At 47.5% G+C, this 22,043-nt stretch carries 21 protein-coding genes, 1 tRNA gene and 1 rRNA gene; 12 read left to right on the forward strand and 11 right to left on the reverse strand.

Going from position 1 to position 22,043, the window contains the following annotated elements; genetic code table 11:
* Positions 1-9: 9 nt before the first annotated feature.
* The 4 genes from rrf to K5Q99_RS16160 all read left to right on the forward strand — a co-directional run bounded on the left by rrf (position 10) and on the right by K5Q99_RS16160 (position 1,314).
* Positions 10-125, forward strand: a 5S ribosomal RNA gene (gene rrf, locus K5Q99_RS16145).
* Between the two features lie 36 nt (positions 126-161).
* Positions 162-238 (forward strand) — tRNA-Asp (locus K5Q99_RS16150).
* A gap of 343 nt (positions 239-581) precedes the next feature.
* On the forward strand, positions 582-836 hold the full coding sequence (locus tag K5Q99_RS16155; RefSeq protein WP_006083785.1) for a YkgJ family cysteine cluster protein: 255 nt from the start codon (positions 582-584) through the stop codon (positions 834-836).
* Positions 837-858: 22 nt separating this feature from the next.
* Positions 859-1,314, forward strand: coding sequence for an Rrf2 family transcriptional regulator (locus K5Q99_RS16160; RefSeq protein ID WP_063884306.1), 456 nt, complete (start codon positions 859-861; stop codon positions 1,312-1,314).
* Here the strand turns inward: K5Q99_RS16160 and K5Q99_RS16165 are convergent.
* From K5Q99_RS16165 to gpmM, 4 genes are read right to left on the reverse strand one after another with little or no spacing between them, the layout of a single operon-like run.
* Positions 1,289-2,044 (reverse strand): divergent polysaccharide deacetylase family protein, encoded by a 756-nt coding sequence (locus K5Q99_RS16165; RefSeq protein WP_220777425.1) that lies wholly within the window; start codon positions 2,042-2,044, stop codon positions 1,289-1,291. The two genes, K5Q99_RS16160 and K5Q99_RS16165, sit on opposite strands and share 26 nt — an antisense overlap.
* Positions 2,045-2,053: 9 nt before the next feature.
* Entirely contained in the window at positions 2,054-3,262 is a 1,209-nt protein-coding gene (locus tag K5Q99_RS16170; protein ID WP_220591591.1) for a S41 family peptidase, read from the reverse strand.
* 32 nt (positions 3,263-3,294) lie between these two features.
* Complete coding sequence (locus K5Q99_RS16175) at positions 3,295-4,428, reverse strand: murein hydrolase activator EnvC family protein (protein WP_220777426.1); 1,134 nt, start codon at positions 4,426-4,428, stop codon at positions 3,295-3,297.
* A gap of 10 nt (positions 4,429-4,438) precedes the next feature.
* The gene (gene gpmM, locus K5Q99_RS16180) at positions 4,439-5,983 is read right to left on the reverse strand and encodes a 2,3-bisphosphoglycerate-independent phosphoglycerate mutase (protein WP_220777427.1); all 1,545 of its coding nucleotides are present in this window, start codon (positions 5,981-5,983) and stop codon (positions 4,439-4,441) included.
* Between the two features lie 267 nt (positions 5,984-6,250).
* Here gpmM and K5Q99_RS16185 point away from each other — a divergent pair, with 267 nt between their 5' ends.
* From K5Q99_RS16185 to K5Q99_RS16200, 4 genes are all read left to right on the forward strand, one after another.
* A complete protein-coding gene (locus tag K5Q99_RS16185; RefSeq protein ID WP_106651729.1) occupies positions 6,251-6,685 on the forward strand; it encodes a rhodanese-like domain-containing protein in 435 nt (144 codons plus the stop codon).
* Between the two features lie 295 nt (positions 6,686-6,980).
* Positions 6,981-7,466 (forward strand): protein-export chaperone SecB, encoded by a 486-nt coding sequence (secB, locus tag K5Q99_RS16190; protein ID WP_006083777.1) that lies wholly within the window; start codon positions 6,981-6,983, stop codon positions 7,464-7,466.
* Between the two features lie 4 nt (positions 7,467-7,470).
* On the forward strand, positions 7,471-8,487 hold the full coding sequence (gene gpsA, locus K5Q99_RS16195) for an NAD(P)H-dependent glycerol-3-phosphate dehydrogenase (protein WP_220777428.1): 1,017 nt from the start codon (positions 7,471-7,473) through the stop codon (positions 8,485-8,487).
* A gap of 237 nt (positions 8,488-8,724) precedes the next feature.
* Positions 8,725-9,909, forward strand: coding sequence for a BaiN/RdsA family NAD(P)/FAD-dependent oxidoreductase (locus K5Q99_RS16200; RefSeq protein WP_220777429.1), 1,185 nt, complete (start codon positions 8,725-8,727; stop codon positions 9,907-9,909).
* A gap of 544 nt (positions 9,910-10,453) precedes the next feature.
* Here K5Q99_RS16200 and K5Q99_RS16205 read toward each other — a convergent pair.
* Positions 10,454-11,521 carry a nucleotidyl transferase AbiEii/AbiGii toxin family protein gene (locus K5Q99_RS16205; RefSeq protein WP_220777430.1) on the reverse strand — a complete coding sequence of 356 codons (1,068 nt, stop codon included), beginning with the start codon at positions 11,519-11,521 and terminating at the stop codon, positions 10,454-10,456.
* Entirely contained in the window at positions 11,518-12,186 is a 669-nt protein-coding gene (locus K5Q99_RS16210; protein WP_220777431.1) for a DUF6088 family protein, read from the reverse strand. Before K5Q99_RS16210 ends, K5Q99_RS16205 begins: the two co-directional genes overlap by 4 nt.
* 451 nt (positions 12,187-12,637) lie before the next feature.
* On the opposite strand from K5Q99_RS16210, the gene K5Q99_RS22895 reads away from it, so the two are divergent.
* Positions 12,638-12,784 (forward strand): hypothetical protein, encoded by a 147-nt coding sequence (locus tag K5Q99_RS22895; protein ID WP_373317095.1) that lies wholly within the window; start codon positions 12,638-12,640, stop codon positions 12,782-12,784.
* 61 nt (positions 12,785-12,845) lie between these two features.
* Here the strand turns inward: K5Q99_RS22895 and K5Q99_RS16215 are convergent, their stop codons facing one another.
* The 5 genes from K5Q99_RS16215 to K5Q99_RS16235 form a co-directional block, all read right to left on the reverse strand.
* Complete coding sequence (locus K5Q99_RS16215) at positions 12,846-14,207, reverse strand: TrkH family potassium uptake protein (RefSeq protein ID WP_220777432.1); 1,362 nt, start codon at positions 14,205-14,207, stop codon at positions 12,846-12,848.
* Between the two features lies 1 nt (position 14,208).
* Complete coding sequence (locus tag K5Q99_RS16220) at positions 14,209-14,907, reverse strand: potassium channel family protein (protein WP_220591598.1); 699 nt, start codon at positions 14,905-14,907, stop codon at positions 14,209-14,211.
* Between the two features lie 44 nt (positions 14,908-14,951).
* Entirely contained in the window at positions 14,952-15,641 is a 690-nt protein-coding gene (locus tag K5Q99_RS16225; RefSeq protein ID WP_220777433.1) for a response regulator transcription factor, read from the reverse strand.
* Positions 15,642-16,688: a sensor histidine kinase gene (locus K5Q99_RS16230; protein WP_106648695.1), complete on the reverse strand. Its 1,047-nt coding sequence runs from the start codon at positions 16,686-16,688 to the stop codon at positions 15,642-15,644. It lies immediately after the preceding gene.
* Positions 16,689-16,958: 270 nt separating this feature from the next.
* On the reverse strand, positions 16,959-17,882 hold the full coding sequence (locus K5Q99_RS16235; RefSeq protein WP_220777434.1) for a pirin family protein: 924 nt from the start codon (positions 17,880-17,882) through the stop codon (positions 16,959-16,961).
* A 348-nt stretch (positions 17,883-18,230) separates the two neighbouring features.
* Between K5Q99_RS16235 and K5Q99_RS16240 the strand changes: the two genes are divergently transcribed.
* The 3 genes from K5Q99_RS16240 to K5Q99_RS16250 all read left to right on the forward strand — a co-directional run bounded on the left by K5Q99_RS16240 (position 18,231) and on the right by K5Q99_RS16250 (position 21,981).
* A complete protein-coding gene (locus K5Q99_RS16240; protein ID WP_269801902.1) occupies positions 18,231-19,904 on the forward strand; it encodes a sensor histidine kinase in 1,674 nt (557 codons plus the stop codon).
* Positions 19,898-20,629 (forward strand): LytR/AlgR family response regulator transcription factor, encoded by a 732-nt coding sequence (locus tag K5Q99_RS16245; protein WP_011620892.1) that lies wholly within the window; start codon positions 19,898-19,900, stop codon positions 20,627-20,629. The genes K5Q99_RS16240 and K5Q99_RS16245 overlap by 7 nt, the downstream gene beginning before the upstream one ends.
* Before the next feature lie 107 nt (positions 20,630-20,736).
* On the forward strand, positions 20,737-21,981 hold the full coding sequence (locus K5Q99_RS16250; RefSeq protein ID WP_106648689.1) for an L-lactate MFS transporter: 1,245 nt from the start codon (positions 20,737-20,739) through the stop codon (positions 21,979-21,981).
* Positions 21,982-22,043 lie beyond the last annotated feature (62 nt).

The raw sequence follows: 22,043 nt of genomic DNA on the forward strand, positions 1-22,043 counted from the left end.
AAGAATTTGCTTGGTGACAATAGCCTTGTGGAACCACCTGATCCCATCCCGAACTCAGAAGTGAAACGCAAACGCGCCGATGGTAGTGTGGGGTCTCCCCATGTGAGAGTAGGTCATCGCCAAGCGCTTAATTTAGCTTAATGTGCAAACGTTAAGTTAAAGGAGCGGTAGTTCAGTTGGTTAGAATACCGGCCTGTCACGCCGGGGGTCGCGGGTTCGAGTCCCGTCCGCTCCGCCAACATCAAGACGAAAGCCTCTACAGCAATGTAGAGGCTTTTTTCGTTATGCAATTTATTTCTATTGTCGCGGCTTCTTTTGCAAGGTTCTAGCCCACCCCCGCGTCGCGTTCATGAGTTCATCGTCTCTACCTGTATAGAATGAAAGTCTTTTTAAAGGTTGCAACTCATTCGTAGTAAACTTAAATCTCAACCTATTTTTGTCTAAGTTCGTCCCACTTTATCCATATTATGTCTTTCACGCACTGAATGACGCTTGTGCGCGACTTGGCAGTATTGACCTGTGACACTGATCTCGGACAAATTAAACGGTATAATGCCTTATGTCTTTCATGAGTAACGAAAATGAATTGTCGTCTTGGGTGTGGTGCTTGCTGTATTGCGCCTTCAATTAGCAGCGGTATTCCTGGTATGCCAAATGGTAAGGCTGCAGGTGAACGTTGTGTGCAGTTGAGTGATGCCAATTTATGTTTGATCTTCGGCTCGCCCGATCGTCCTGCGGTTTGTAGTGATTTCGATGCATCGGAAGATGTGTGTGGTCATTCAAACGAAGAGGCGCTTTGGTTGATTACCCAACTCGAAGCTCAAACCTCTCATTAAGTTTATCGCTGACAGGTGAAATATGCAGTTAACTCGTTATACCGATTTTGGCGTTCGAACCTTGATGTATTTGGCGGTTCAGCCAGACAGAACCACTTTATTTAGAATTGCTGAAATTACTCAGGTATTTGATCTGTCTCCAAATCATGTCTCTAAGATAGTGCATCATTTAGGCAAGATGGGTTACCTCGAAACCATTCGCGGCAAGATGGGCGGTTTCCGTTTGGGTAAGCCTGCGAGTGAGATTAACCTAGGTCAGTTAGTTCGGGTGTTAGAAAACTCGTTAGCGCCGATTGATTGCAGTAAACCTTACTGCCGATTCACGCCAGCTTGTAAGTTGAAAGGCGTGTTAGCACAAGCAGTTGAAGCCTATTTGAATGTGCTCGATCAATATACTCTGCTGGATATTGTGAGTAATAGTGATGAGTTACTTGCCTTGCTGCCTGACATGTCTATCTCAGTGTTACAGCTGGATTAGTTCCATTTTTGTGTGCAATGTCGATGGGGAGTAAGCTTGATGCTGGTACTAGATCAATCCCCTCGGTTTTTAGTCTTTGTAGATTGGCCTTTAAGAAGCGCATGGTTTCTGGATAAGGATGGGCAATCGCCACTAGGTTACCTTGAGTATGTGCCTGACTTATCATTAAGCTAAATTGTCTTTCGAGTGCTTTTGCACTGATGTCATTGTCTAAAAACAGTTGGCGTTTTAATAACGGCACACCTAACTGATCCGCTGTCTCTCCTGCCTTAGTGAACCTTGTTGTCATGCTATCGACAAAATACAAATGCTTTTGCTTGAGGGTTTCCATCACCCACAGCATAGGATCATCGAGTTGAGTCAATAGGCTCCCCATGTGGTTATTGGCACCTTTAGCAAAAGGGACGCTGTTAATCGCATCGACAACACTGGCGCGGATTTGTGCCTCAGTCATAGTATTGGTCAATCCCCCCAGCCCTAACGCTTTACCATTAAGCGCCTGCATAGGCAGATGCAGCATGATTTCGTGGCCCTTTTTATGGCCAGCATTGGCGAGTACTTTACCAAGAGGAGTATGAGGCAACACTGAGAGTGTCACTGTGCTGGGCAGTGCCAGTACGGCCTGATCGGTATGACGATAACCAATGTCATCAATAATGAGGGCAATCTGGGCAGCATGACTTTGAGAAATGCTTAGGGCCAATAGGGCCAAGGAATAAAGTAAGCGCACAGTTTCTTCTTATTCGTCATGATGCTGTATCCATGCAATGGCTGAGGTCACTTGATGATCTTGGGCCAGAGAGGCATGGGCGGATAGGGCGTCGATTATAGCCAAATTCCCCGCGCCGGAACCAGTTTCTGCGGCAATTTTTATGTCTGGGACGATTCCTATGTTGTGAATGTTTTCACCTTTGGGGGTGTTGTACTGAGCAATGGTGAGTTTTATCGCGTTACCGTCATCTAAGATAGGGATCAGGCTTTGTACTGTACCTTTACCAAAACTGGTCTCGCCTAACAGCTTAGCGCGCCCATTTTCCTGCAGTGCGGCGGCGAGCACTTCGGATGCAGAGGCCGAACCTTTGTTGATCAACACTAGCATGGGCACGTTAGTCAGCATGGTTTGTGGCGAGGCATAGTAGTCGGAGTTGGCATCGAAGAAGCGGCCAGAGGTTGAGACTATGCGGCCCTTAGCAAGAAATAGGTCGGCAATTTTAACGGCTTGGTCGAGCAGGCCGCCGGGATTATTACGTAAATCTAAGATGAGTCCGGCGAGCGGTTTGTTTTGCCATTGGCTAAGTGAACGCACCATATCTTCGGTCGAGTTTTCTTGGAAACTACTTAATCTGACATAACCAATATTGCCATCAAGCAGTTGAGTGGTGACAGATTCGATAGTGATAGTACTCGGCTTGAGTGACACCTCAAAGGTTGCATCGTCATTGCTGTGCTTGAGCACTAGCTTAATACTTTGATTGCTTAGGCTATGTTTTTTTATCTCGGCGAGAATATTGGCGAGGTTCGTCTCGGTCGCCAGTGTGTCGTTGAGCTTAACGATAATGTCGCCCGCGCGTATTCCCGCTTGTTCTGCAGGGGAATGGGCGAAGGGAGCGATGATGTTGATGTGGTCATTTTGGGTTGCGACTTCGAAGCCGAAACCAAAATATTCGCCGCGATTGGAGTCTTTGAGATCGAGTAATTCTTGGTGATTCAAAAAGCTGGAATAGGGATCTAAGTGCTCAAAAATACCTTTGATTGCCGCTTGCACTAACTCTTCTTTCGAAACGGTTTTTACGTAATAAGTTTCAACAGTTTCAAGCACATCTTGCAGTAACGGATAGTCAAAATCGCTGCGATAGGACTTAGCATTTTCTTGACCAGAGAGGCTGATGGATAGGCCCAAAGTCAGGCCTAATCCAACGCAACTGATATAGCGGATCATGTGTTTCATAGCCGTCCCCTGTGATGAGGGGACCGTTATGATTAGCGACAGTATTTCGCTGGATCGACGGCTTGCCCCTTGTGCCTTATTTCAAAGTATAGGCCAGCCTCGCTCTGTCCACCCGAACGTCCGACTAAAGCTATCGCTTCGCCGCTTTTTACCATGTCGCCAGGGCTTTTTAATAGGGTTTGAGCATGGCCGTAAAGGCTCATATAACCTTTGCCATGATCGATAACCATCACTAAACCAAAACCACGTAACCAGTCGGCATAAATAACCTTACCACCTGAAACGGCTCGAATATTTTGCCCTTCTGGTGCAGACAACATAGTGCCTTTCCACACCACTTGGCCGGAACGTTGACTGCCAAAGCTGGCACTGACGCGACCTTTAGTCGGCCATTTGAGTTTGCCACCTTGTTTACCAAAACCTTCCATTGAAGGATTGTCTTTCATGGCCCGCAGCGCTTGTTCTACCACGCGCTTTAAGCTCGCCTCTTCAATTTGCAACTGTTCAAGTTCTGCGCCCTTAGAGTTTAAAGTACGTTGCAGCTCTTTGATGGTCAGTTGTCGCTGAGCTTGCTCTTGGCTCAAACGTTTGGCTTGGACCTGTTGTTCGGCCACGAGTTTGGTTAATTGCTTTTGCTTAGTCGTTTGCGACACCTTGATCTCATCTAGCTCGGTCAAGGTTTGCTTTAATTCGTTGATCGACTTCATCCGCGCTTTATTGAGGTATTGGTAATAAGCCAACATACGCTCGATAGTGGCAGGACTTTGCTGATTGAGCATCATCTTAGTGTAATCGTGATTACCGGCAAGATAGGCGCTCGACAGCTGTTTCGACAGTGTCTGTTGCTGAGTCACTTTTAGCGTTTCTAACTCATCTTGACGTTGTTTCAGCTCGGTCAGTTTAGTGTCGATTTGCGCTAAACTATTTTTAGTGCTGTTGACTTTTTTGGCCGCTGACGCAATCGCTTCTTCATCGCTACGCAGCAATGACAGCAATTTTTCTCTTTGCTTACTTGTGGTTTTTAATGCGCTTTGTTGTTGATTTATTTGCGATTGGATTGATTTCAACTCGGACTGACGCTTCTCCAAATCAGAAGCGTTGGCCGAGAAAGATAACATCATAAAGCCAGCAATAATGCTGGCTTTAACAAGGAGTCGAGTGCTCACTAGGTAACGGTTACTCTTTAATGTGGATTAAGGGCTTGCCCGTCATCTCTGCTGGTATGGCTTCGCCAATCAAGGTCAAGATGGTCGGTGCGACATCGCTGAGTTTACCACCTTCATCTATGGTCGCATCGCGGCCCACAAAGACGAAAGGTACCAGTTCACTGGTGTGGGCTGTGTGCGCCTGACCTGTGGTTTCGTCAGTCATTTGCTCGGCGTTACCATGGTCGGCGGTAATAATGCATTCACCTCCAACCTTCGCCAGTGCATCCACTACACGGCCGATACAAGCGTCAACTGCTTCACAGGCTTTCACGGCGGCATCGAAATTACCCGTGTGACCGACCATGTCGCCATTGGGATAATTACAGATGATCACGTCGTACTTGGTTGATTCAATCGCCGCCACTAACTTGTCGGTGAGTTCAGTTGAACTCATCTCAGGCTGTAGATCGTAAGTCGCCACTTTAGGTGAGTTGATTAGGATGCGATCTTCACCTTCGAATGGCTCTTCTTTGCCGCCGTTGAAGAAGAAAGTCACATGGGCATATTTCTCAGTTTCAGAGATTCGCAGTTGAGTGCGACCTTGTTTCTGCAGCACTTCACCTAAGGTATTCATCAAGTTTTCAGATGGATACGCGATAGGTGCTTTGATGTCGCCGGCGTACTCAGTCAGAGTGACAAAGTGCATTTTCGGCACTACAGCACGCTCGAAACCATCGAAGTCTGGGTTGATAAAGCTACGGGTGATTTGACGGGCACGGTCGGCACGGAAGTTCATAAATATCAGTGCATCGCCATCTTGCAAGGTGGCAACTTGGCCGTCGGCATCGGTAATTGCCGATGAAGAGACGAACTCGTCGTTCTCGTTACGCTCGTAAGCCGCTTCTAATGCTGTAACGGCATTGTCGTATTGGAATTTGGACTTGCCTTGGGTGATCAAATCGTAGGCTTGCGAGACGCGATCCCAACGATTATCCCTGTCCATTGCAAAGTAACGACCAATAATCGAGGCGATACGGCCATGGCCTAATGTAGTAAACAGATCATCAAAATGGCTCAAGCTGCCTTTAGCGCTGCGCGGTGGTGTATCACGGCCGTCGAGGAAAGCATGCAGATAAACCTTTGTCGCGCCACGGGCAACGGCCATGCGGCACATAGCTTCGATATGCTCTTCATGGCTGTGAACGCCACCGGGAGAAAGCAGACCCATAATATGCACTGCGCCGCCGGCTTTAATGGCTGAATCAACCGCATCGCACAGGGCTGGATTTTGTTCAAACTCATGATCTGCAATGGCTTTACTGATACGAGTGAGTTCTTGATAAACCACACGGCCAGAGCCTAAGTTAATGTGGCCAACTTCAGAATTTCCCATCTGGCCATCAGGTAAGCCTACATCTAAGCCAGAACCTGAAATCAAACTATGGGGATATTGAGCGTTGAGACGGTCGAGTACCGGAGTGTTGGCGTGGAAAATCGCATTGTTATGCGTGTTTTCACGGTAGCCCCAGCCATCGAGGATCAACAACGCGAGCGGACGTTTAGCTGTCGTCATAGTGATACCTTTAAGTTTTATAGAAGCGATAGAAATCTGAAATTGGTCAAATATTACTACGTTAGCTGGGTATGAAAAAGCGCTTTACCCCGATTAAGGTCATCGAATCACTAATTCGCTCGATTCTGTGAGTGGCTTGTGACAAGTGCTGGACCAATTGCGCTAAAAGTGCGATCTCGAACTGTGACTAAACTGCTGCAATCTGCCAAGGCAATCGGTATACTCTGTGCCCTTATCGAATTTTCGCCATTTATGCGGGCAATCATCATGCAAGAATATATCGAATTTTTTAAAGCTCACTCAATGCTCAGTCTGGCTTGGGTGGGATTATTTGTTGTGCTTGTTGCGAGTCTCATCAAATCGAGCATGTCAAAGATCAAAAGTATTTCTCACCAAGAACTGACGATTATGGTGAACAGACAGGACGCTAAAGTGGTTGATGTGCGCTCAAGTGATGAGTTCCGCAAGGGGCATATTGTTGATGCAATTAACGTTACGCTAGCAGATATTAAAAATAATCAGATATCTGCCCTTGAAAAGTATAAAGCGAGTCCCATTATATTGGTATGCAATGCTGGCATGACCTCGTCTCAAGCCGCTCAGCTTTTGAGTAAGCAAGGTTTTGAAAACCTGTACAACTTGAAAGGTGGTATGGGTGAATGGCAGGCAGCAAATATGCCTGTTTCAAAAAGCAAAAGATAAGTTGTCGGCGGCAGTTATGATTTAAGCTGCACTCAATCCACCGGATAGTGCAGTAATAAAGTCATCATTGTTTGGCATACTGATCCTGCGGTCGCTAAGGGCTTAATGTAAGTTTTTAGACTGGTTCGATCGATACCCGAATATGGGTGAAAGTTGGGATGATACCGAGATCTGATACAGGCCTTGAGTAACATAAGCCCCGGGCCAATTTACATTCAAATAGTAATTGGCTTTCAAATAATAATTGGCTTTCAACGAAAAGCCGATACAACATTGATAGGATAGGTAGGAAATTATGGCTGAAGTAGCAAACAACGAACAACAAGCCCCACAATTCAACATCCAACGTGTTTACACTAAAGATGTGTCTTTCGAAACGCCTAACAGCCCAGCTGTATTCCAAAAAGAATGGAACCCAGAAGTTAAGTTAGATTTAGACACGCGCAGCGCTAAATTAGCTGACGATGTGTATGAAGTTGTCCTGTCTTTAACGGTAACGGCACAAAACGGTGGCGATACTGCTTTCCTATGTGAAGTACAACAAGCTGGTATCTTCTCTATCACTGGTCTGACTGAGCCACAACTGGCACATTCATTAGGTGCATACTGCCCTAACATCCTATTCCCATATGCTCGCGAAACCGTGGGCAGCTTAGTCGGCCGTGGTACTTTCCCACAACTGAACTTAGCACCAGTGAACTTCGACGCGCTGTTTGCCCAATACGTGCAACAACGTCAAGCTGCTGCGACTGCACCAGCTGCCGAAGAAGCTAACGCTTAATTACATGAAAAACTCTGCCGATATCACGGTATTAGGGGCGGGCTCTTATGGCTCCGCCCTTGCCATTTCTTTAGCCAGCAATGGTCATAAGACCTTGTTATGGGGACACGATCCTGCCCACATGCAAACGCTCGCTCAAGACAAGTGCAACCAAGCGTTTTTGCCTGGTATTGCGTTTCCTGATTGTTTACAGATCGAAGCCGATTTAGCCAAAGCCTTAGCTGCCAGTAACAATGTGTTAGTGGTAGTACCAAGCCATGTGTTTGGTACTGTGCTTGAGCAAGCTAAACCGTTACTCCGTAGCGATGCGCGCATCGTATGGGCAACGAAAGGGCTCGAACCTGAAACCGGACGTTTGCTGCAAGATGTGGCCCGTGATGTGTTAGGTGAGCAATATCCGCTGGCGGTGTTATCTGGGCCGACCTTCGCGAAAGAATTAGCCATGGGTTTACCTACGGCCATTTCGGTTGCGGGCACTTGTCCTACTTTCACTAACGATCTCGTTGAGCTGTTACACAGCCCTAAACGTTTGCGGGTTTACGCCAACGACGACTTTACCGGACTGCAACTTGGCGGCGCGGTAAAGAACGTGATCGCGATTGGTGCGGGCATGTCTGACGGAATCGGCTTTGGTGCCAATGCCAGAACGGCCTTGATTACCCGTGGTTTAGTCGAATTGACGCGTTTAGGCGAAGCCTTAGGTGCCAATGCGGCCACTTTTATGGGCATGGCGGGGTTAGGCGACTTAGTGTTGACCTGTACCGACAACCAATCCCGTAACCGTCGTTTCGGATTAGCCTTAGGTAAAGGTTGCGATGTGATGACAGCACAGGCTGAAATCGGCCAAGTGGTTGAAGGTTATCGCAATACCAAGGAAGTGTTTACCCTTGCGAAACGCCTTGGGGTTGAAATGCCAATCACTGAGCAGATTTACCAAGTCTTGTACCAAGGTAAATCGCCCGTCGATGCTGCGAAAGAATTGCTCAGCAGAGAAAAGAAATCAGAAACGCCTACGCAATAAACCGCGAGCCGTGATGATGCTGAATAAAAGAAAGGGTGCTAAAATAGCGCCCTTTTTTATGCACGGAAGTATTTATCCCCGGTCGCCATGGATGGTGAAAGAGGGGATTTGTGCCTAACGTTTGAGCTTATCTTTGCTCCGTTTAGCGGTTGCTGACTTGCTTGCTAAGGGTTCGCGAGTCAGCAAACGGCCTGTTGGCAGCCAATACCAATCAATTTATCTGTGTGGAGTAAGATCGTGAAACATCATGATGTCATTATTATCGGAGCCGGCGCCGCAGGATTAATGTGTGCAGCGACCGCAGGTTACCGTGGCCGTGATGTACTCGTACTCGACAATGCCAAGCAAGCTGGGCGTAAAATCCTCATCAGCGGCGGCGGGCGTTGTAACTTCACCAACCTTAAAGTCGAGCCCGCTAATTTCCTTTGTGGCAACCCGCACTTTGTTAAGTCGGCACTCGCGCGTTATCCGTCGCAGCAGTTTATTGAATTAGTCGAGCGCCACGGCATTGAATACCATGAGCGCGATCACGGCCAATTGTTCTGCAATGACTCGGCCAAAGAGATAGTCACTATGCTATTGACCGAGTGTGAATGGGCGGGCGTGACGATTAAGCTGCGCACCGATATTCTGGCCGTTAAAAAGACCGAAGCAGGTCGCTTTGAACTTAACACTTCTAATGGTGAACTGAGCTGCGACTCATTGGTTATTGCCACGGGCGGCTTATCCATGCCAAAGCTGGGCGCCACGCCTTACGGTTATCAACTAGCCGAGCAATTTGGTCTTAAAGTATTGCCAACTCACGCGGGTCTGGTACCGTTTACCTGGCACAGTGAAGATAAAATTCGTTTCGAACCTTTGTCGGGCATAGCCGTACCGAGCCGCATTACCGCCAAAGATGGCACTGCGTTTAGCGAAGCGCTGCTATTCACTCACCGTGGCTTATCTGGCCCCGCCATTTTGCAGATTTCCAACTATTGGAAAGCGGGCGAAACCATAGAAATTGATCTCTTGCCGAATATGGATTTGGCGCAATTGCTAGAGCAACAGCTCGCCGCACATCCAAAACAAAGCCTGCGCAACACCCTCAGCCAATGGTTGCCTAAACGGCTGATCGAAGTGTTATTCGATGAAGCCCTGTTGAATAAAGCGTTAAATCAGCTAGTGCACGCTGAGCGCGCAACACTGGTGGATGATATACACCACTGGACAGTATTGATGAACGGCACCGAAGGCTACCGCACCGCCGAAGTGACCTTAGGTGGTATTGATAGTAATGAGCTGTCATCCAAAACCATGGAAGCCAGCAAAGTCGCAGGACTCTACTTTATCGGCGAAGTCATGGACGTAAGTGGTTGGTTAGGCGGGTTTAATTTCCAATGGGCCTGGGCATCCGGCGTTGCCGCAGGACAAGCGGTGTAGCGCATATCTTGCATAAGAGTGATGAAATTAAAACGAAGACTATGTGAATTCAACGAAGACAATTTTTTTGTATAAATTGATAGAATCTACCTTATAACATTGATTTAAAAGGTAAAAGGAACATCTTCGTTTTTATGGGGTTAAATAAAGCTGATTATCAATGTTTCGTCTTTTTCCACTTTGCCGCTAATAGCTTATTCGTTCGGAAATCGACCACATTTGGAGCGTTTTCAATTTGAGCTGTTGCTAGCGAATAGTCCGGTTTCAAGACCAGAAAATTTGCACTTAATTGTGCATACAGCTCTCTACTTCCGGTTGTGACAGTGTCAAATTACAATTTTGGATGGGATGCGTCCAGCGCTCTGATGTCTTCAATATACCCGCGTAAAGCAGCTTGAATAAACCGTTCTCGTTAGCAAAACCACCTTTGGTCCGTTCAACCCGTCGCTACAATCCATAAAAAGATAATGAATAGACTCTGCTCGACAGCTATATCTGAGTGAGTGTGATGGATCCCCAGCGGTACGGATCACGTAGGCTCATACTACTTGAGCAATGCAGCAAGATGCTGATTGAGGTCGTTTTGCATGACGTTAAGACGCATGACTATGCTGTCAAACGATGTCGGTGTGGTAAAAAACATCCCTCCAGCAATAGCTCGGGCGTGATCCTTTGCTATCTCGTCTAATCTTTTAGGTGTTGGGATAAGTGTTAGCTGTCCTTGAAGGATTTTTTCGTAATCGACGCCTGGGTTTGCGAAGCGGTATTTTTTCATCTCGATGACGGCCAGCATCGCCTCTGGCGTATTATAAGGATCTGCAAATCCCATCCTTAACAGGCAATCGACATCATACCAATGTCGAGCGAGTCTGTTTGGATTAGGCTCCTTTTCTTGGGTAGCAAATTGATGGAGTGCCGTTAATTTTTCCCAAAGAATAAAGTCTCTCTGGTATGCCATCACTTTTGCTTTGGGCAATGCCAGGGATTGGAAGGCCGTAATGCTATCCATGTAGCATGCGACATCGATGACTTCCGTTGGTTTGCCGCGATTTCTACCACCAAATTCTAATAGTAAATGATCAAGTTGATCGTCATTAGCGCTATGGGTGACTCGCGGGAAATGGATATCAATTTTTTCACCATGAGAGTCAGGCTCAACGTTGGCGCAGAGCCCTGCTATGTTGTACTGGGCGAATCGAGCATTCAGTGTTTCAACTAAGTTATTGCTCCACTGCACTAAGCGTTTTTGTTGTGCATCTCTAAACTTTCTATTTTGGCTAGTGCTTTGAGTGCTTGTTTTCCACGCGGTCAACTCATCCTCTTCAGATAACCCAGATAAATCAGCCCAGTGGATAGATAAGTCAATGTCTTCTGAGAATCGCTCAATAGCACCCCAACATTTACTGAGAGCGGTTCCACCTTTAAAGGCAACAGAGCAGTCTCCGAGCGGCCTTTCGTCGTAGAGTAGGCGGAGTATTTCTGCTACCCAAACATCCTTTTCTAAAAAATTTGCCACTAAGCCATGTTCATGTTGCTGAGCGGCATATTCAAACATGCCGGCGAGTTCTGCATGTTTGGATTTATCTGCATACCAGTCAAAAATGCTCATCATCTGAGGTTGCTCTCTAGTTGATGTAACTTGGAATGCCACATTTTCAATATTGGGCTGTTACTGAGTTTTCGAATAACCTCAATTGCTTCATTTTCGCGAAGATTTAAACGCTTTATTGCCATAAGCAGGGTCGCGACAGAAGTGTGTTCCGGCGATAAAGAGAGCAAGCCTCTCAATAAGGTTCCCTCTGGCTTATTTATCCACTGTAATTTGGTTTCTGTCGTATGTTTGACTTGTACCGTTTGATGACCAACATGGAACTCACGACTGGGTCCTGTCGTCCAATATACGGCTTTAACGGGCGCTTGCGTTTGCATGCCAAGTCGATAAGCCGATTCGAGTCCTTGAGGCGCTATTTTATAGTGATGAGTCCGTGCCCATGTCTGCGCGACGTCTTCTGCCTTTGCCGTAATCTTGATAGACGGAATGCTAGGTAAGGGTTTGGGGCGGGAATAGAACCCCTTTGCCACACGAACCACTTCCCCTGTTTGTGCTAGTCGGCTCATTGCCTTTTGAACAGATGTCGTCGTGCCTAGAGAATAAAAGTTCTCTATAGAAAATGGGACGCCTCGTTTCATTCGAGATAGTCTATTGGCAACTAACGCTGAGACTGACAAAGCTTTAATCCTGACAGATATTATTAATGTGAATTTATTGTAGCTCATTAATGATATGGTTTACAGCTAACTTTGCGTCAGGATAAATTTGATTAGATGGTATTTGTGGAGGGCGTATGATTGCTGAAGAGTTAAGCGCAATTGATGCAAGGCTGGACGAGTTAGCAAGAGAGCGTGAAATATTGTTGGCAAGACGCTCTATATTACTCGACGCTGATCTTGGCACATTGTACTGGTGATCTGCCCTTTCTGTTTAGGTTGGCCACTCTACATTAAAATAAGAAGCAGCAGATGTTAAATGAGCCATGTTTATGTGTAAAGTAACTGATTTTGCTGAGTTAGTTGCTATTTGACGTTCTTGCCATTGAGTTGAACGAGTTAGGTGTAATGTATAGAAAAATTGAAAAACGATACGTGTTTTTCTCCGTCATGTATAATTTTTGAGGAAAATTACACATATTGAATCTATTAAGTATAAAAAAGAGCGAAATTTATCTATATAGACTCGTTTGTTTTACTTACTACTGGCGTCACTAAATATTTAGAGCAACTGGTCGAGTACGGATTTTTAACGAAACAAAAAGTGGGGCGCGCTAATTATTACATTAACGCCCCGCTGTGCCATTTGTTGATCGCCCACAGCTAAGCTGAGTTGAACCAATAGCGGCATTGACTATCTTGCAATGCCAGCCGTCCAACTAATTAATTTAACCAATTGCCAGTTTGGTTTCTGCGTAGCGCAGTTTTTTCACCCTTGGATTGGCAAGAAAGTAGGCGAGCATGAGTGGGCCGAGGCGTCCCATGAACATCATAAAGATGATGATGGCTTGGCCTAGGCTAGTTAAGTTACCTGTCAAACCTCGGGACAAACCGACAGTGCCCAGTGCGGATATGGCCTCGAAGACGATATCGACTAACGGCGCTTTCTCGCTTAATACCAGTATGAAAATGGCCAGCCAAGATACGACCAAAGAGATGATGGTCAGCGCTAAGGCTTTGCTGACGGTATCTTTTGGGATTTCCCGTTTAAACACATAGATGGCTTCGTCGCGACGTAAATAACCATAAGTGGCCAAAATCAGCACCATAAAGGTGACGACTTTAATGCCGCTGGCGGTACTGAGGGACCCACCGCCGATAAACATCAGCACGAGTATGAGTAAGGTACTGGCGTCTTCGAGTTGGTCAATCGCTAGGGTATTAAAGCCTGCGGTGCGCGGGGTTACGGCTTGAAACCAAGAGGCCAACCATTTGCCTAGTTCGCTTAAGGGCGCCAAGGTGTTGGGGTTGTTGTACTCAATAAAGTAAATCGCAATCACGGCGACCGTGTTGATGACAATAGTTCCAGTAATCATCATGCGGCTGTAAACGGTGAGTTTTGACCAACGTTTGTTCCTGCGCAGATCTATCCACACCGAAAATCCTAAACCACCAATGATAAATAAACCTGTGATGGTCAGGTTGATCACGGGATCGGCCACATAGGGCATTAAGCTATCTGGGCTTAGGGCAAAACCTGCGTTATTAAAGGCGCTAATGGTATAGAAAAAGCCGTGGAATAAGCTAGTTTGCCAGCCCAGCTCGCCGCTCCAGTAGACAGATAAAATCAGCATGCCGACGGCTTCAACCAATAGCGAAAACACTAGCACGGCTTTTGCGGTCGAGACTAATGTCGAGGTATCTGTTTGATTAAACGCCTCTTTTGCAACGGTTTGCTGCAGAAAGCCAATCTTACCGCCCAGCGCTATTAGCGTGACAATCGCAAAGGTCATCAAGCCTAAACCACCGCATTGAATTAACAGTGCGATTATCACTTGGCCAAAGGGCGTGAACACACTGCCAGTATCGACGACCACAAGCCCTGTTACTGTCACCGCCGAGGTGACGGTAAACAGACTTTGTAGCCAAGTAATGGGCGACTCGGTGGCGATGGGCAGTTTAAGTAAACATGTGCCGACGAGGATCAACAGAGCAAAGCTTGCACTTAAAATAAAGGGCGGCGCGCCAAAGAGTTTTTTGCCGCTTTTAGGAGTGTGCTCTAGGGTGAGCGAAGGATGCCATTGAACCACCTTACACCAACCTTGGCGCGAGCTGTTTTAACTCGGCACGGCTACCGCAGAGGAATAGGGCATCTTCTGTGTGCAAGGTAAAATCGCTATCAATCTTGCTAAATACACTTTGCTCTCGTTTGACCATTAACGGCGCGACTTTGCCCTTAGGGCTGCGTTGCACGTTGATTTGCTCATCAGTGTTTTTCTCTTGCAAGTTCCCCAGCAGTTGGCCAACAGTGGCTTGATGCAAATGGGCTTTAATGTGGATTTCAACAATATAGAGCCCGTCGCCGATGGCGAGAAAGTTATTCACCATGGGATAGTTTAGCGACTGGGCGACGCGGACCCCCATATCTTCTTCAGGGTGGATAATCCGAGTAACATCGAGTTTAGACAATATGGTGTGGTGCGCCTTATTACTGGCTTTAACCCAAATGTTTTGCACGCCGAGATTTTTCAGTGCCAGTGTGCACAGCAGGCTCGATTGCATATCAAAACCGATAGCGACAATCACAACTTCGCTACTGGCAAGATCGAGTTCCCTTAGTGACGCCTCATCGGCGCAATCGCAAATTACGGCTTCGGTAAGAACTTCTACATATTTTTCAACAGCTTTATGGTCATTATCGACACCAGTGACCGTATGACCTAAGTGGATCAGTTCTCGGCTCACTGCGACGCCGAAGCGGCCTAATCCGATGACAGTAAAATGTGCCATTTCATATCCTTGTGTGGTTGAACTAAAGAGTGAGGCGAGCTGGCCTAGGGCGGGCCGAGGTCAGTGAGCCGATACCCTAAGCCAGGCTCGGTTTTGATCAGTTGTTGTTCGTCACTATCGTTAAGTTTTTTGCGCAGTTGGCTGACTAAAATCCGTAGATAATGGCCATCTTCCTGGTGAGTTTCGCCCCAGATATTGCGCAGCAGGTCGCTCTGTTTCAGCAATTGCCCAGGGTGGGACATTAACTGAACGAGTAGGGCAAACTCCTTTTTGGTGAGGGCGATTTCCTGCTGGTTAAGCCAGCATTGATGGCTGCTCTTTTGTAGAGTGAGCGGGCCAAATTGCAGCATATCGGCGCCGCTTGAGGTATCCACAAGGTCGCGAACCAACACCTTGATGCGAACGATTAATTCCCTGATCCCAAAGGGCTTACTCAGGTAGTCGTTAGCACCTGCCTCGAGTAGGCGGATTTTTTCTTCCTCCTGATCGCGGGCGGTGAGTACTAGCACAGGGGTCTTATCCTGTTGGCGCAGCGCATGGAGCAACTCGATGCCATCACCATCGGGCAGGCCGAGGTCGAGCACGATAAGGTGCGGTTGATGGCTGCGGTACTGTTTGAGCGCCGTGGCTATGCTGGTGGCGCTTATGTATTCAAAGCCTTCCGCCTCGAGTGAGATCCGCATAAAGGTATGAATTTGCGGCTCATCATCCACGATTAACACCTTGTAAGCCATTTATACATTTTCCTTCGTTATCGGTAATGCGATGCGGATCAGACTGCCTTGGGCAACATTTTCGGCACTGAGACTCCCGTTATGGGCAATAATAATGCCTTTGGCGACAGGAAGGCCCAATCCTGCGCCGCCATCGGTAGAAGGATGTTGGCGGTAAAACAACTCGAAAATCGCCTCCTTTTGAGATGGGGCTATGCCTTGTCCTAAGTCTTGAATATCGATGCGCAGCATATCTTGGTGGCGATAGAGATTGACTGTTACAGGTTGGCTGGTGGGTGAATAGTGCAGGGCATTGTCGAGCACATTAAAAATCGCTTGTTCAATCAAAGAGCTGCAAATCATTAATGGTGGTAGCTCTGGCTCACTGTGAATTTTGATCCTAGGTTGCGCGGTTTGAAAGCGGGCGATAGTGCGCTGTAACACTTCGCGCAGATTGGCTTCGTCTAGGTTAAATTTGAGTGCACCGTGTTGTAACTTAGTGGCCTGTAACAGGTTTTCGATATATTGATGCAGACGATGACTCTCGGCGGCCGCGCTATCAATCAGCTCAGTTTTTTGCGATGCACTGAGCTTAGGCATGTATTCCTTCAGGGTCGTTAAGGTGCCGATAATGGTCGAGAGCGGGGTGCGTAAGTCATGGGAAACCGACAATAAGATGCTGTTGCGTAACTGAGCCTGTTCGAGTGCCGCTTGCTGGCGGCGATAAAGTTCGGCCAATTTGCTGGTGGTGAGGGCGACAAGTAGAAACACAGTTAGATTGAGAATGTCCTCAAGATTGAACATCTGTAGCGAATAACGCGGGGTGGTAAACAGAAAATTAAAACTGGTCGCCTCAAATACAGCCGCAAAATAGGCAAAGTTGGCGTTGCATTGCAGGGCGATAGCGACCACAGCTAATTGTAAGATCAGCAGTACGGCTATGGTGGAGCCAGCAAAATAATCGATAAAAGCGCTGCTGAAAATCGCGATAACTAGCACTACGCCAGTAAAAAATGTTGGGTGCGAACGCCAGTAATTAGTCATGGTAGCCGCTATGGATGAAGTCATGGATAGAAAGACGCATATAAAGAAAGTGTCTGTACTCTAGCAAAGCCATTTTAAGATAGCGCGTAAAAAATCCGTAAAATTTATAGCCCTGTGAGTAGCTTAGCGTGCAGTTTACTCGGGATGTTCTCGCACACTGATATCAAGCTGCGAGCTAATAATCAGGCTTACCACATAGACTCATGGGGTAAGCCATCCTAGGCGTGGGCAGTTATCGGATTGACGCTAATGGGCTAGCTATCAAGTATTTGCCTGCCATTATTTAGCTGAAGATCACCAAGGTATCGGCGGTGGCACTAAGCGCTTGCCGTTATAGCCGGGCACAGTATCAAAATGTGTCGAGTGGGCCTCCCAATCAGCTTGGGCTTTAGCGATTTCGTCTTTGCTGTGGCCGACAAAATTCCACCAAATACTGACAGGGTCGGCCAGTGGTGCGCCGCCAATCAACAGTATGCGACAACCCGCGTCGAGTTCGACTGTGACGCTTTCACGTAACATGCCCAGATAGGCGAGATCATTATCATTGAAACTTTGGTCATCGATACGGAAAAAGCCTTCGAGTGGCATGAGGGCGTATTCAAAACTCGGGTCGAGAGTCAGGGTAAGCTCAGTGTTTTCGGCGGCAAATAAATCCATCGCCACTATCGGCGAGAAGTGCAATGTGGGCGCCTGTTGCTGCTGCCAACGGCCAATCAGCAGAGTGAAATCAACGCCCGCATTGTGCCACGTCGGGAGTTCAGGATAGTGATCGAACCTCTGGCTTGTGTCTTTATGCTCAAGCGGTAGGGCAATCCACAGCTGCGCCGCGTGCAGAGTGCTATGGCCTGCTACGGACTCTTCGGTGTGGGCGATACCGTGTCCGGCGGTCATCAAGTTAACTTGTTTAGGGCGGATCACTTGGGCGCTGCCGAGACTGTCCTTGTGCATGATTTCGCCTTCGAGCATCCAAGTAAAAGTTTGTAGCCCAATATGTGGATGCTGGCTAACGTTTAGCTCAGGGCCATTGGTGACTGGGCCAATATGGTCGAGGAAACACCAAGGGCCGATAAGACGACGCTCTTTTTGTGGAATAGCCCGTGCGACGGGAATGCCGCCAACATCACTGATTTTAGGGGAAATTCGTTGAACTTGAATGCGGCCATTTTCAATTGGGCATTCCTTAGGGCCACCATAAAACTGTGCTTGAACTTCACTCATGTTCGCTCCTTATTCCTTGGTGAGGACACACTTAGTTAGTGTTTATCTGGCATGCTGAACTGGTTTTAGATCTCATCTTGTATTTGAGCCGAAGGTTTTAGCTTCGGGTATTCCCGTGGATTTTGCAAATCGTCCTTCAATAGACTTTGTTAACCCAATTCAAACGTGAATCTGTGACTGAGGCCGCGTGTATGGGAGTTTTTGCTGTCCTTTACTTTAGCAAGCCTGTATTTATGTGGGGCATTAGCGTTTGATGTTTTACTCGAGCCGTAATAGCGGATGAGTTCTGGGTTAGTCTCGGTGATTTTTATCCTTCACGCGTTAAGTCAGATCTGCAAAGGGGAAAGCGTGCTCGAAAATCAAATGATGTTACTGGCGGTATTTGAACGGGCAGCCTTGATGCTGATGACCTTGTTCTTTTTAACCCGCACTCGACCGTTCCAGCGTTTATTCCAAAAGCGTAATCACACTCCCGCAGAGCTGGTCTCTGTGGCGGCGATATTTTGCTTATTTGCGGTGTTCAGTACTTATACCGGCATTGAGGTTGAAGGCGCGTTGGTCAACGTGCGGATTATCGCGATTATTTCCGGCGGGATATTATTTGGCCCTTGGGTTGGTATTCCCGCGGGCGTGCTGTCTGGGCTGCATAGATATCTGATTGATATGGATGGTGATACCTCGATTCCGTGTTTAATCGCCAGCATTATTGCCGGCCTTATGGCGACCTGGATTTATTATAAATGCCCCAAATCTAAGTTGTGGATTTATGGCATTGTGGCGGGCATGTTGTGCGAAACGCTGACCATGTTGTTGATTTGGTTGCTGACAGAGCCACACGAGGTGGGCGTTGAGATAGTCAGTCACATTGCCTATCCCATGATTGCGGGCACTGTGTGTATCGGACTGATTATTAAGCTAGTGCAGGACCTCGACGATGAGAAAGAGCTTATTGCCGCTAAGCAGGCCAAGCTCGCGCTGGATATTGCCAACAAAACCTTACCTTTCTTCCGCAAAATTGACCGCCATGCCTTAGAGCAAGTGTGCGCTGTTATCCGTAATGAGATCCATGCCGATGCCGTGGCGATTACTGATACTCGCGATGTATTAGCCTATATGGGCGTTGGCAAAGATTACTACGAGGTCGATGGTCATCAAGCGATTAGTGAGATGACGCAAAGGGCGATAGAGCTAGATCAAAACATTATTAACAACGACTTACGCCAATATCATTTATCGGACTTTCATTCGGTCATCATAATCCCGCTGCGTGAAAACGGCACGGTAAGCGGTACGCTGAAGATTTATTATCGCAATAACTATCGGATTACCAGCTCGCTACGAGAGATGGCGGTGGGCTTGTCGCAGTTGATTTCGACCCAGATGGAAGTGTCGCGTATCGAGCAACTGCAAGAGATGACCCGTAAGGCGGAGTTCACTGCGCTGCAGAGCAAGATTAACCCGCACTTTTTGTTTAATGCCCTCAATGCGATTTCTTCTTTGATCCGTATTCGGCCGCAGCAGGCGCGGGAGTTGATTGCCAATCTGGCCGATTATCTGCGCTATAACTTAGCTAAAGGCGATGAGCTAATTGATATTCAAGAAGAAGTGAAACAAGTCCGTGATTATGTGGCCATTGAGCAGGCGCGTTTTGGCGACAAGCTTGAAGTGATCTTCGATGTTGACGATGTGCATTTTTGTGTACCTTGCCTCCTGTTGCAGCCGCTGGTGGAAAACGCCATTTTGCACGGCATTCAGCCGCGCAGTGCGCCGGGCAGAGTGACCATAGAAGTGAAAAAACTCGATGCTGGCATTTGCGTGGCCGTGCGTGACACTGGTTATGGCATCAGCCAAGAGGTGATAGATGGCGTCGCTGCGGGTCGTATAGAAAGCAGTAGTATTGGACTGACGAATGTGCACCAGAGGGTGAAGTTATTGTACGGCGAAGGGCTGCAGCTTAAACGGCTGGAGCCGGGGACTGAAGTCAGCTTTTATTTACCGGAAAATGAGGCGCAAGTATGTTAAAAGCCATCATAGTTGAAGATGAATATCTGGCCCGTGAGGAGCTAGAATATTTAGTGAAGAGCCACAGTGAGATAGACATAGTGGCAAGCTTTGAGGATGGCTTGGAGGCCTTTAAATATCTGCAGGATCATGAGGTTGATGTGGTGTTTTTGGATATCCAAATTCCGTCCATCGATGGCTTATTGCTGGCGAAGAATCTGCATAAATCGACCCATCCTCCCCATGTGGTGTTTGTCACTGCCCATAAAGAATTTGCGGTAGAAGCGTTTGAGCTCGAAGCCTTCGATTATATTCTCAAACCCTATAATGAGCCGCGGATCATCAGCTTATTGCAGAAAATTGAGCAAGTTGGGCGACAAGCGCCAAAGCCGCAACATGAAGCGGCGAGTAATGCCAGTCGTACCGTGAACTTAGTCAAGGGTGAGCGGATTATCGTTACGCCCTGCGAGCAAATTTATTATGCCGAGGCCGATGAAAAACTCACTTATGTGTACACCCGCACCGACCGTTATGTGATGCAGATGACCATTAGCGAGTTTGTCAGCCGCTTGCCCGCCGAGGGCTTTTTCCGCTGTCACCGTTCCTATTGCGTCAATATCAACAAGATCCGCGAAATCGTGCCTTGGTTCAATAGCACTTACCTGATTAGGTTGCATGATTTGTCGTTCGAGGTGCCCGTTAGCCGTAGTAATATTAAGGCTTTTCGACAGCTGATGAGGCTGTAATTGTCATTCATTCCTGCAGATCTGTATTTCATGCCTTAATTGATCGGCGCGAATCGCATCTCTCTTATAGTGGACTCAATTCCTGATCCCCTAAAGCGAGATGCATCATGACTAAAGAGATGAACCGTACTCGGTACCTGACCTTAGTTGGTACTATTATCACCCAGTTTGCACTCGGCTCAGTTTACACTTGGAGCCTGTTCAATGCGCAGTTGGCCGTTAAGCTCGACGAGCCTGTCAGCCAAGTGGCGTTTGTATTTGGTTTGCTGAGTTTGTCTTTGGCCGTGGCTTCTTCCATGGCGGGCAAATTACAGGAACGCTTCGGCGTGCGTAATGTCACCTTAGGTGCAGGCCTATTACTCGGGCTGGGATTCTTACTCACTGCCCAAGCCAGTAACTTGATGATGCTCTACCTGTGTGCCGGGATTTTAGTGGGCTTTGCCGATGGCACTGGCTACTTGATGACCTTGTCTAACTGCGTGAAGTGGTTCCCCGAACGCAAAGGGCTGATTTCGGCGTTAGCGATTGGCGCTTATGGTCTAGGTAGCCTTGGATTTAAGTACATCAACGTGCTGTTACTCGAAAATACCGGCCTTGAAACCACCTTCCAACTGTGGGGGTTAATCGCCATGGCGCTAGTTTTGTGTGGCGGCATGTTGATGAAAGATGCGCCAGCACAATCAGCCGCAAGTCAGCAAGCCGAAAGCCGCGACTTCACCCTCGCTGAAGCCATGCGTAAGCCACAATACTGGATGTTGGCGCTGATGTTCCTGTCCGCCTGTATGAGTGGTTTGTATGTGATTGGTGTAGCGAAAGATATCGGCGAGAAGATGGTCGACTTGCCTGTACTGGTCGCCGCTAATGCGGTTGCGGTAATTGCCATGGCGAACCTCAGTGGTCGTTTAGTGCTGGGTATACTGTCAGACAAAATCCCCCGCATTCGGGTTATTTCGCTGGCGCAGATCATCACTCTAGTTGGTATGGTGTTACTGTTGTTTATCCCTTTGAATGCAAACTTGTTCTTCGTCGCGGTTGCCTGCGTTGCCTTTAGTTTTGGTGGCACTATTACTGTTTATCCCTCACTGGTGAGCGACTTCTTCGGCCTGAATAATCTGACTAAAAACTATGGGGTTATCTACTTAGGTTTTGGTGTCGGCAGTATTATCGGTTCGATTGTCGCCTCGTTATTCGGTGGCTTTATTGCGACCTTCAACGTGATTCTAGTCCTGCTGGTGGTGGCGTTAGTGATGTCATTAACCATACGTTTGCCAGAGCCTAAAACTCCTGCGTCAGCCAAGAAAGCGACTAAGAGTACACCGCGCTTAGTGAGCATGACGGCCGAATCTGCATAGGCGTAAGCTAAGCTTTTCCTCTTTAGCCAAAAGCTAACATAAAAAATCCGCAGCCAAATGGC

It is taken from the genome of Shewanella hafniensis (assembly GCF_019655335.1).
In the GTDB taxonomy this organism is placed as follows: domain Bacteria; phylum Pseudomonadota; class Gammaproteobacteria; order Enterobacterales; family Shewanellaceae; genus Shewanella; species Shewanella hafniensis.

Coding starts and splice junctions, on each gene's coding strand:
- K5Q99_RS16245 (WP_011620892.1), top strand. CDS start 19,898: ATGTTAAAAGCCATCATAGTTGAAGATGAATATCTGGCCCGTGAGGAG.
- K5Q99_RS16160 (WP_063884306.1), top strand. CDS start 859: ATGCAGTTAACTCGTTATACCGATTTTGGCGTTCGAACCTTGATGTAT.
- K5Q99_RS16170 (WP_220591591.1), bottom strand. CDS start 3,262: ATGAAACACATGATCCGCTATATCAGTTGCGTTGGATTAGGCCTGACT.
- secB (WP_006083777.1), top strand. CDS start 6,981: ATGGCTGAAGTAGCAAACAACGAACAACAAGCCCCACAATTCAACATC.
- K5Q99_RS16225 (WP_220777433.1), bottom strand. CDS start 15,641: ATGGCTTACAAGGTGTTAATCGTGGATGATGAGCCGCAAATTCATACC.
- K5Q99_RS16235 (WP_220777434.1), bottom strand. CDS start 17,882: ATGAGTGAAGTTCAAGCACAGTTTTATGGTGGCCCTAAGGAATGCCCA.
- gpsA (WP_220777428.1), top strand. CDS start 7,471: ATGAAAAACTCTGCCGATATCACGGTATTAGGGGCGGGCTCTTATGGC.
- K5Q99_RS16230 (WP_106648695.1), bottom strand. CDS start 16,688: ATGACTTCATCCATAGCGGCTACCATGACTAATTACTGGCGTTCGCAC.
- K5Q99_RS16210 (WP_220777431.1), bottom strand. CDS start 12,186: ATGAGCTACAATAAATTCACATTAATAATATCTGTCAGGATTAAAGCT.
- K5Q99_RS16205 (WP_220777430.1), bottom strand. CDS start 11,521: ATGATGAGCATTTTTGACTGGTATGCAGATAAATCCAAACATGCAGAA.
- K5Q99_RS16155 (WP_006083785.1), top strand. CDS start 582: ATGAATTGTCGTCTTGGGTGTGGTGCTTGCTGTATTGCGCCTTCAATT.
- K5Q99_RS16250 (WP_106648689.1), top strand. CDS start 20,737: ATGACTAAAGAGATGAACCGTACTCGGTACCTGACCTTAGTTGGTACT.
- gpmM (WP_220777427.1), bottom strand. CDS start 5,983: ATGACGACAGCTAAACGTCCGCTCGCGTTGTTGATCCTCGATGGCTGG.
- K5Q99_RS16185 (WP_106651729.1), top strand. CDS start 6,251: ATGCAAGAATATATCGAATTTTTTAAAGCTCACTCAATGCTCAGTCTG.
- K5Q99_RS16220 (WP_220591598.1), bottom strand. CDS start 14,907: ATGGCACATTTTACTGTCATCGGATTAGGCCGCTTCGGCGTCGCAGTG.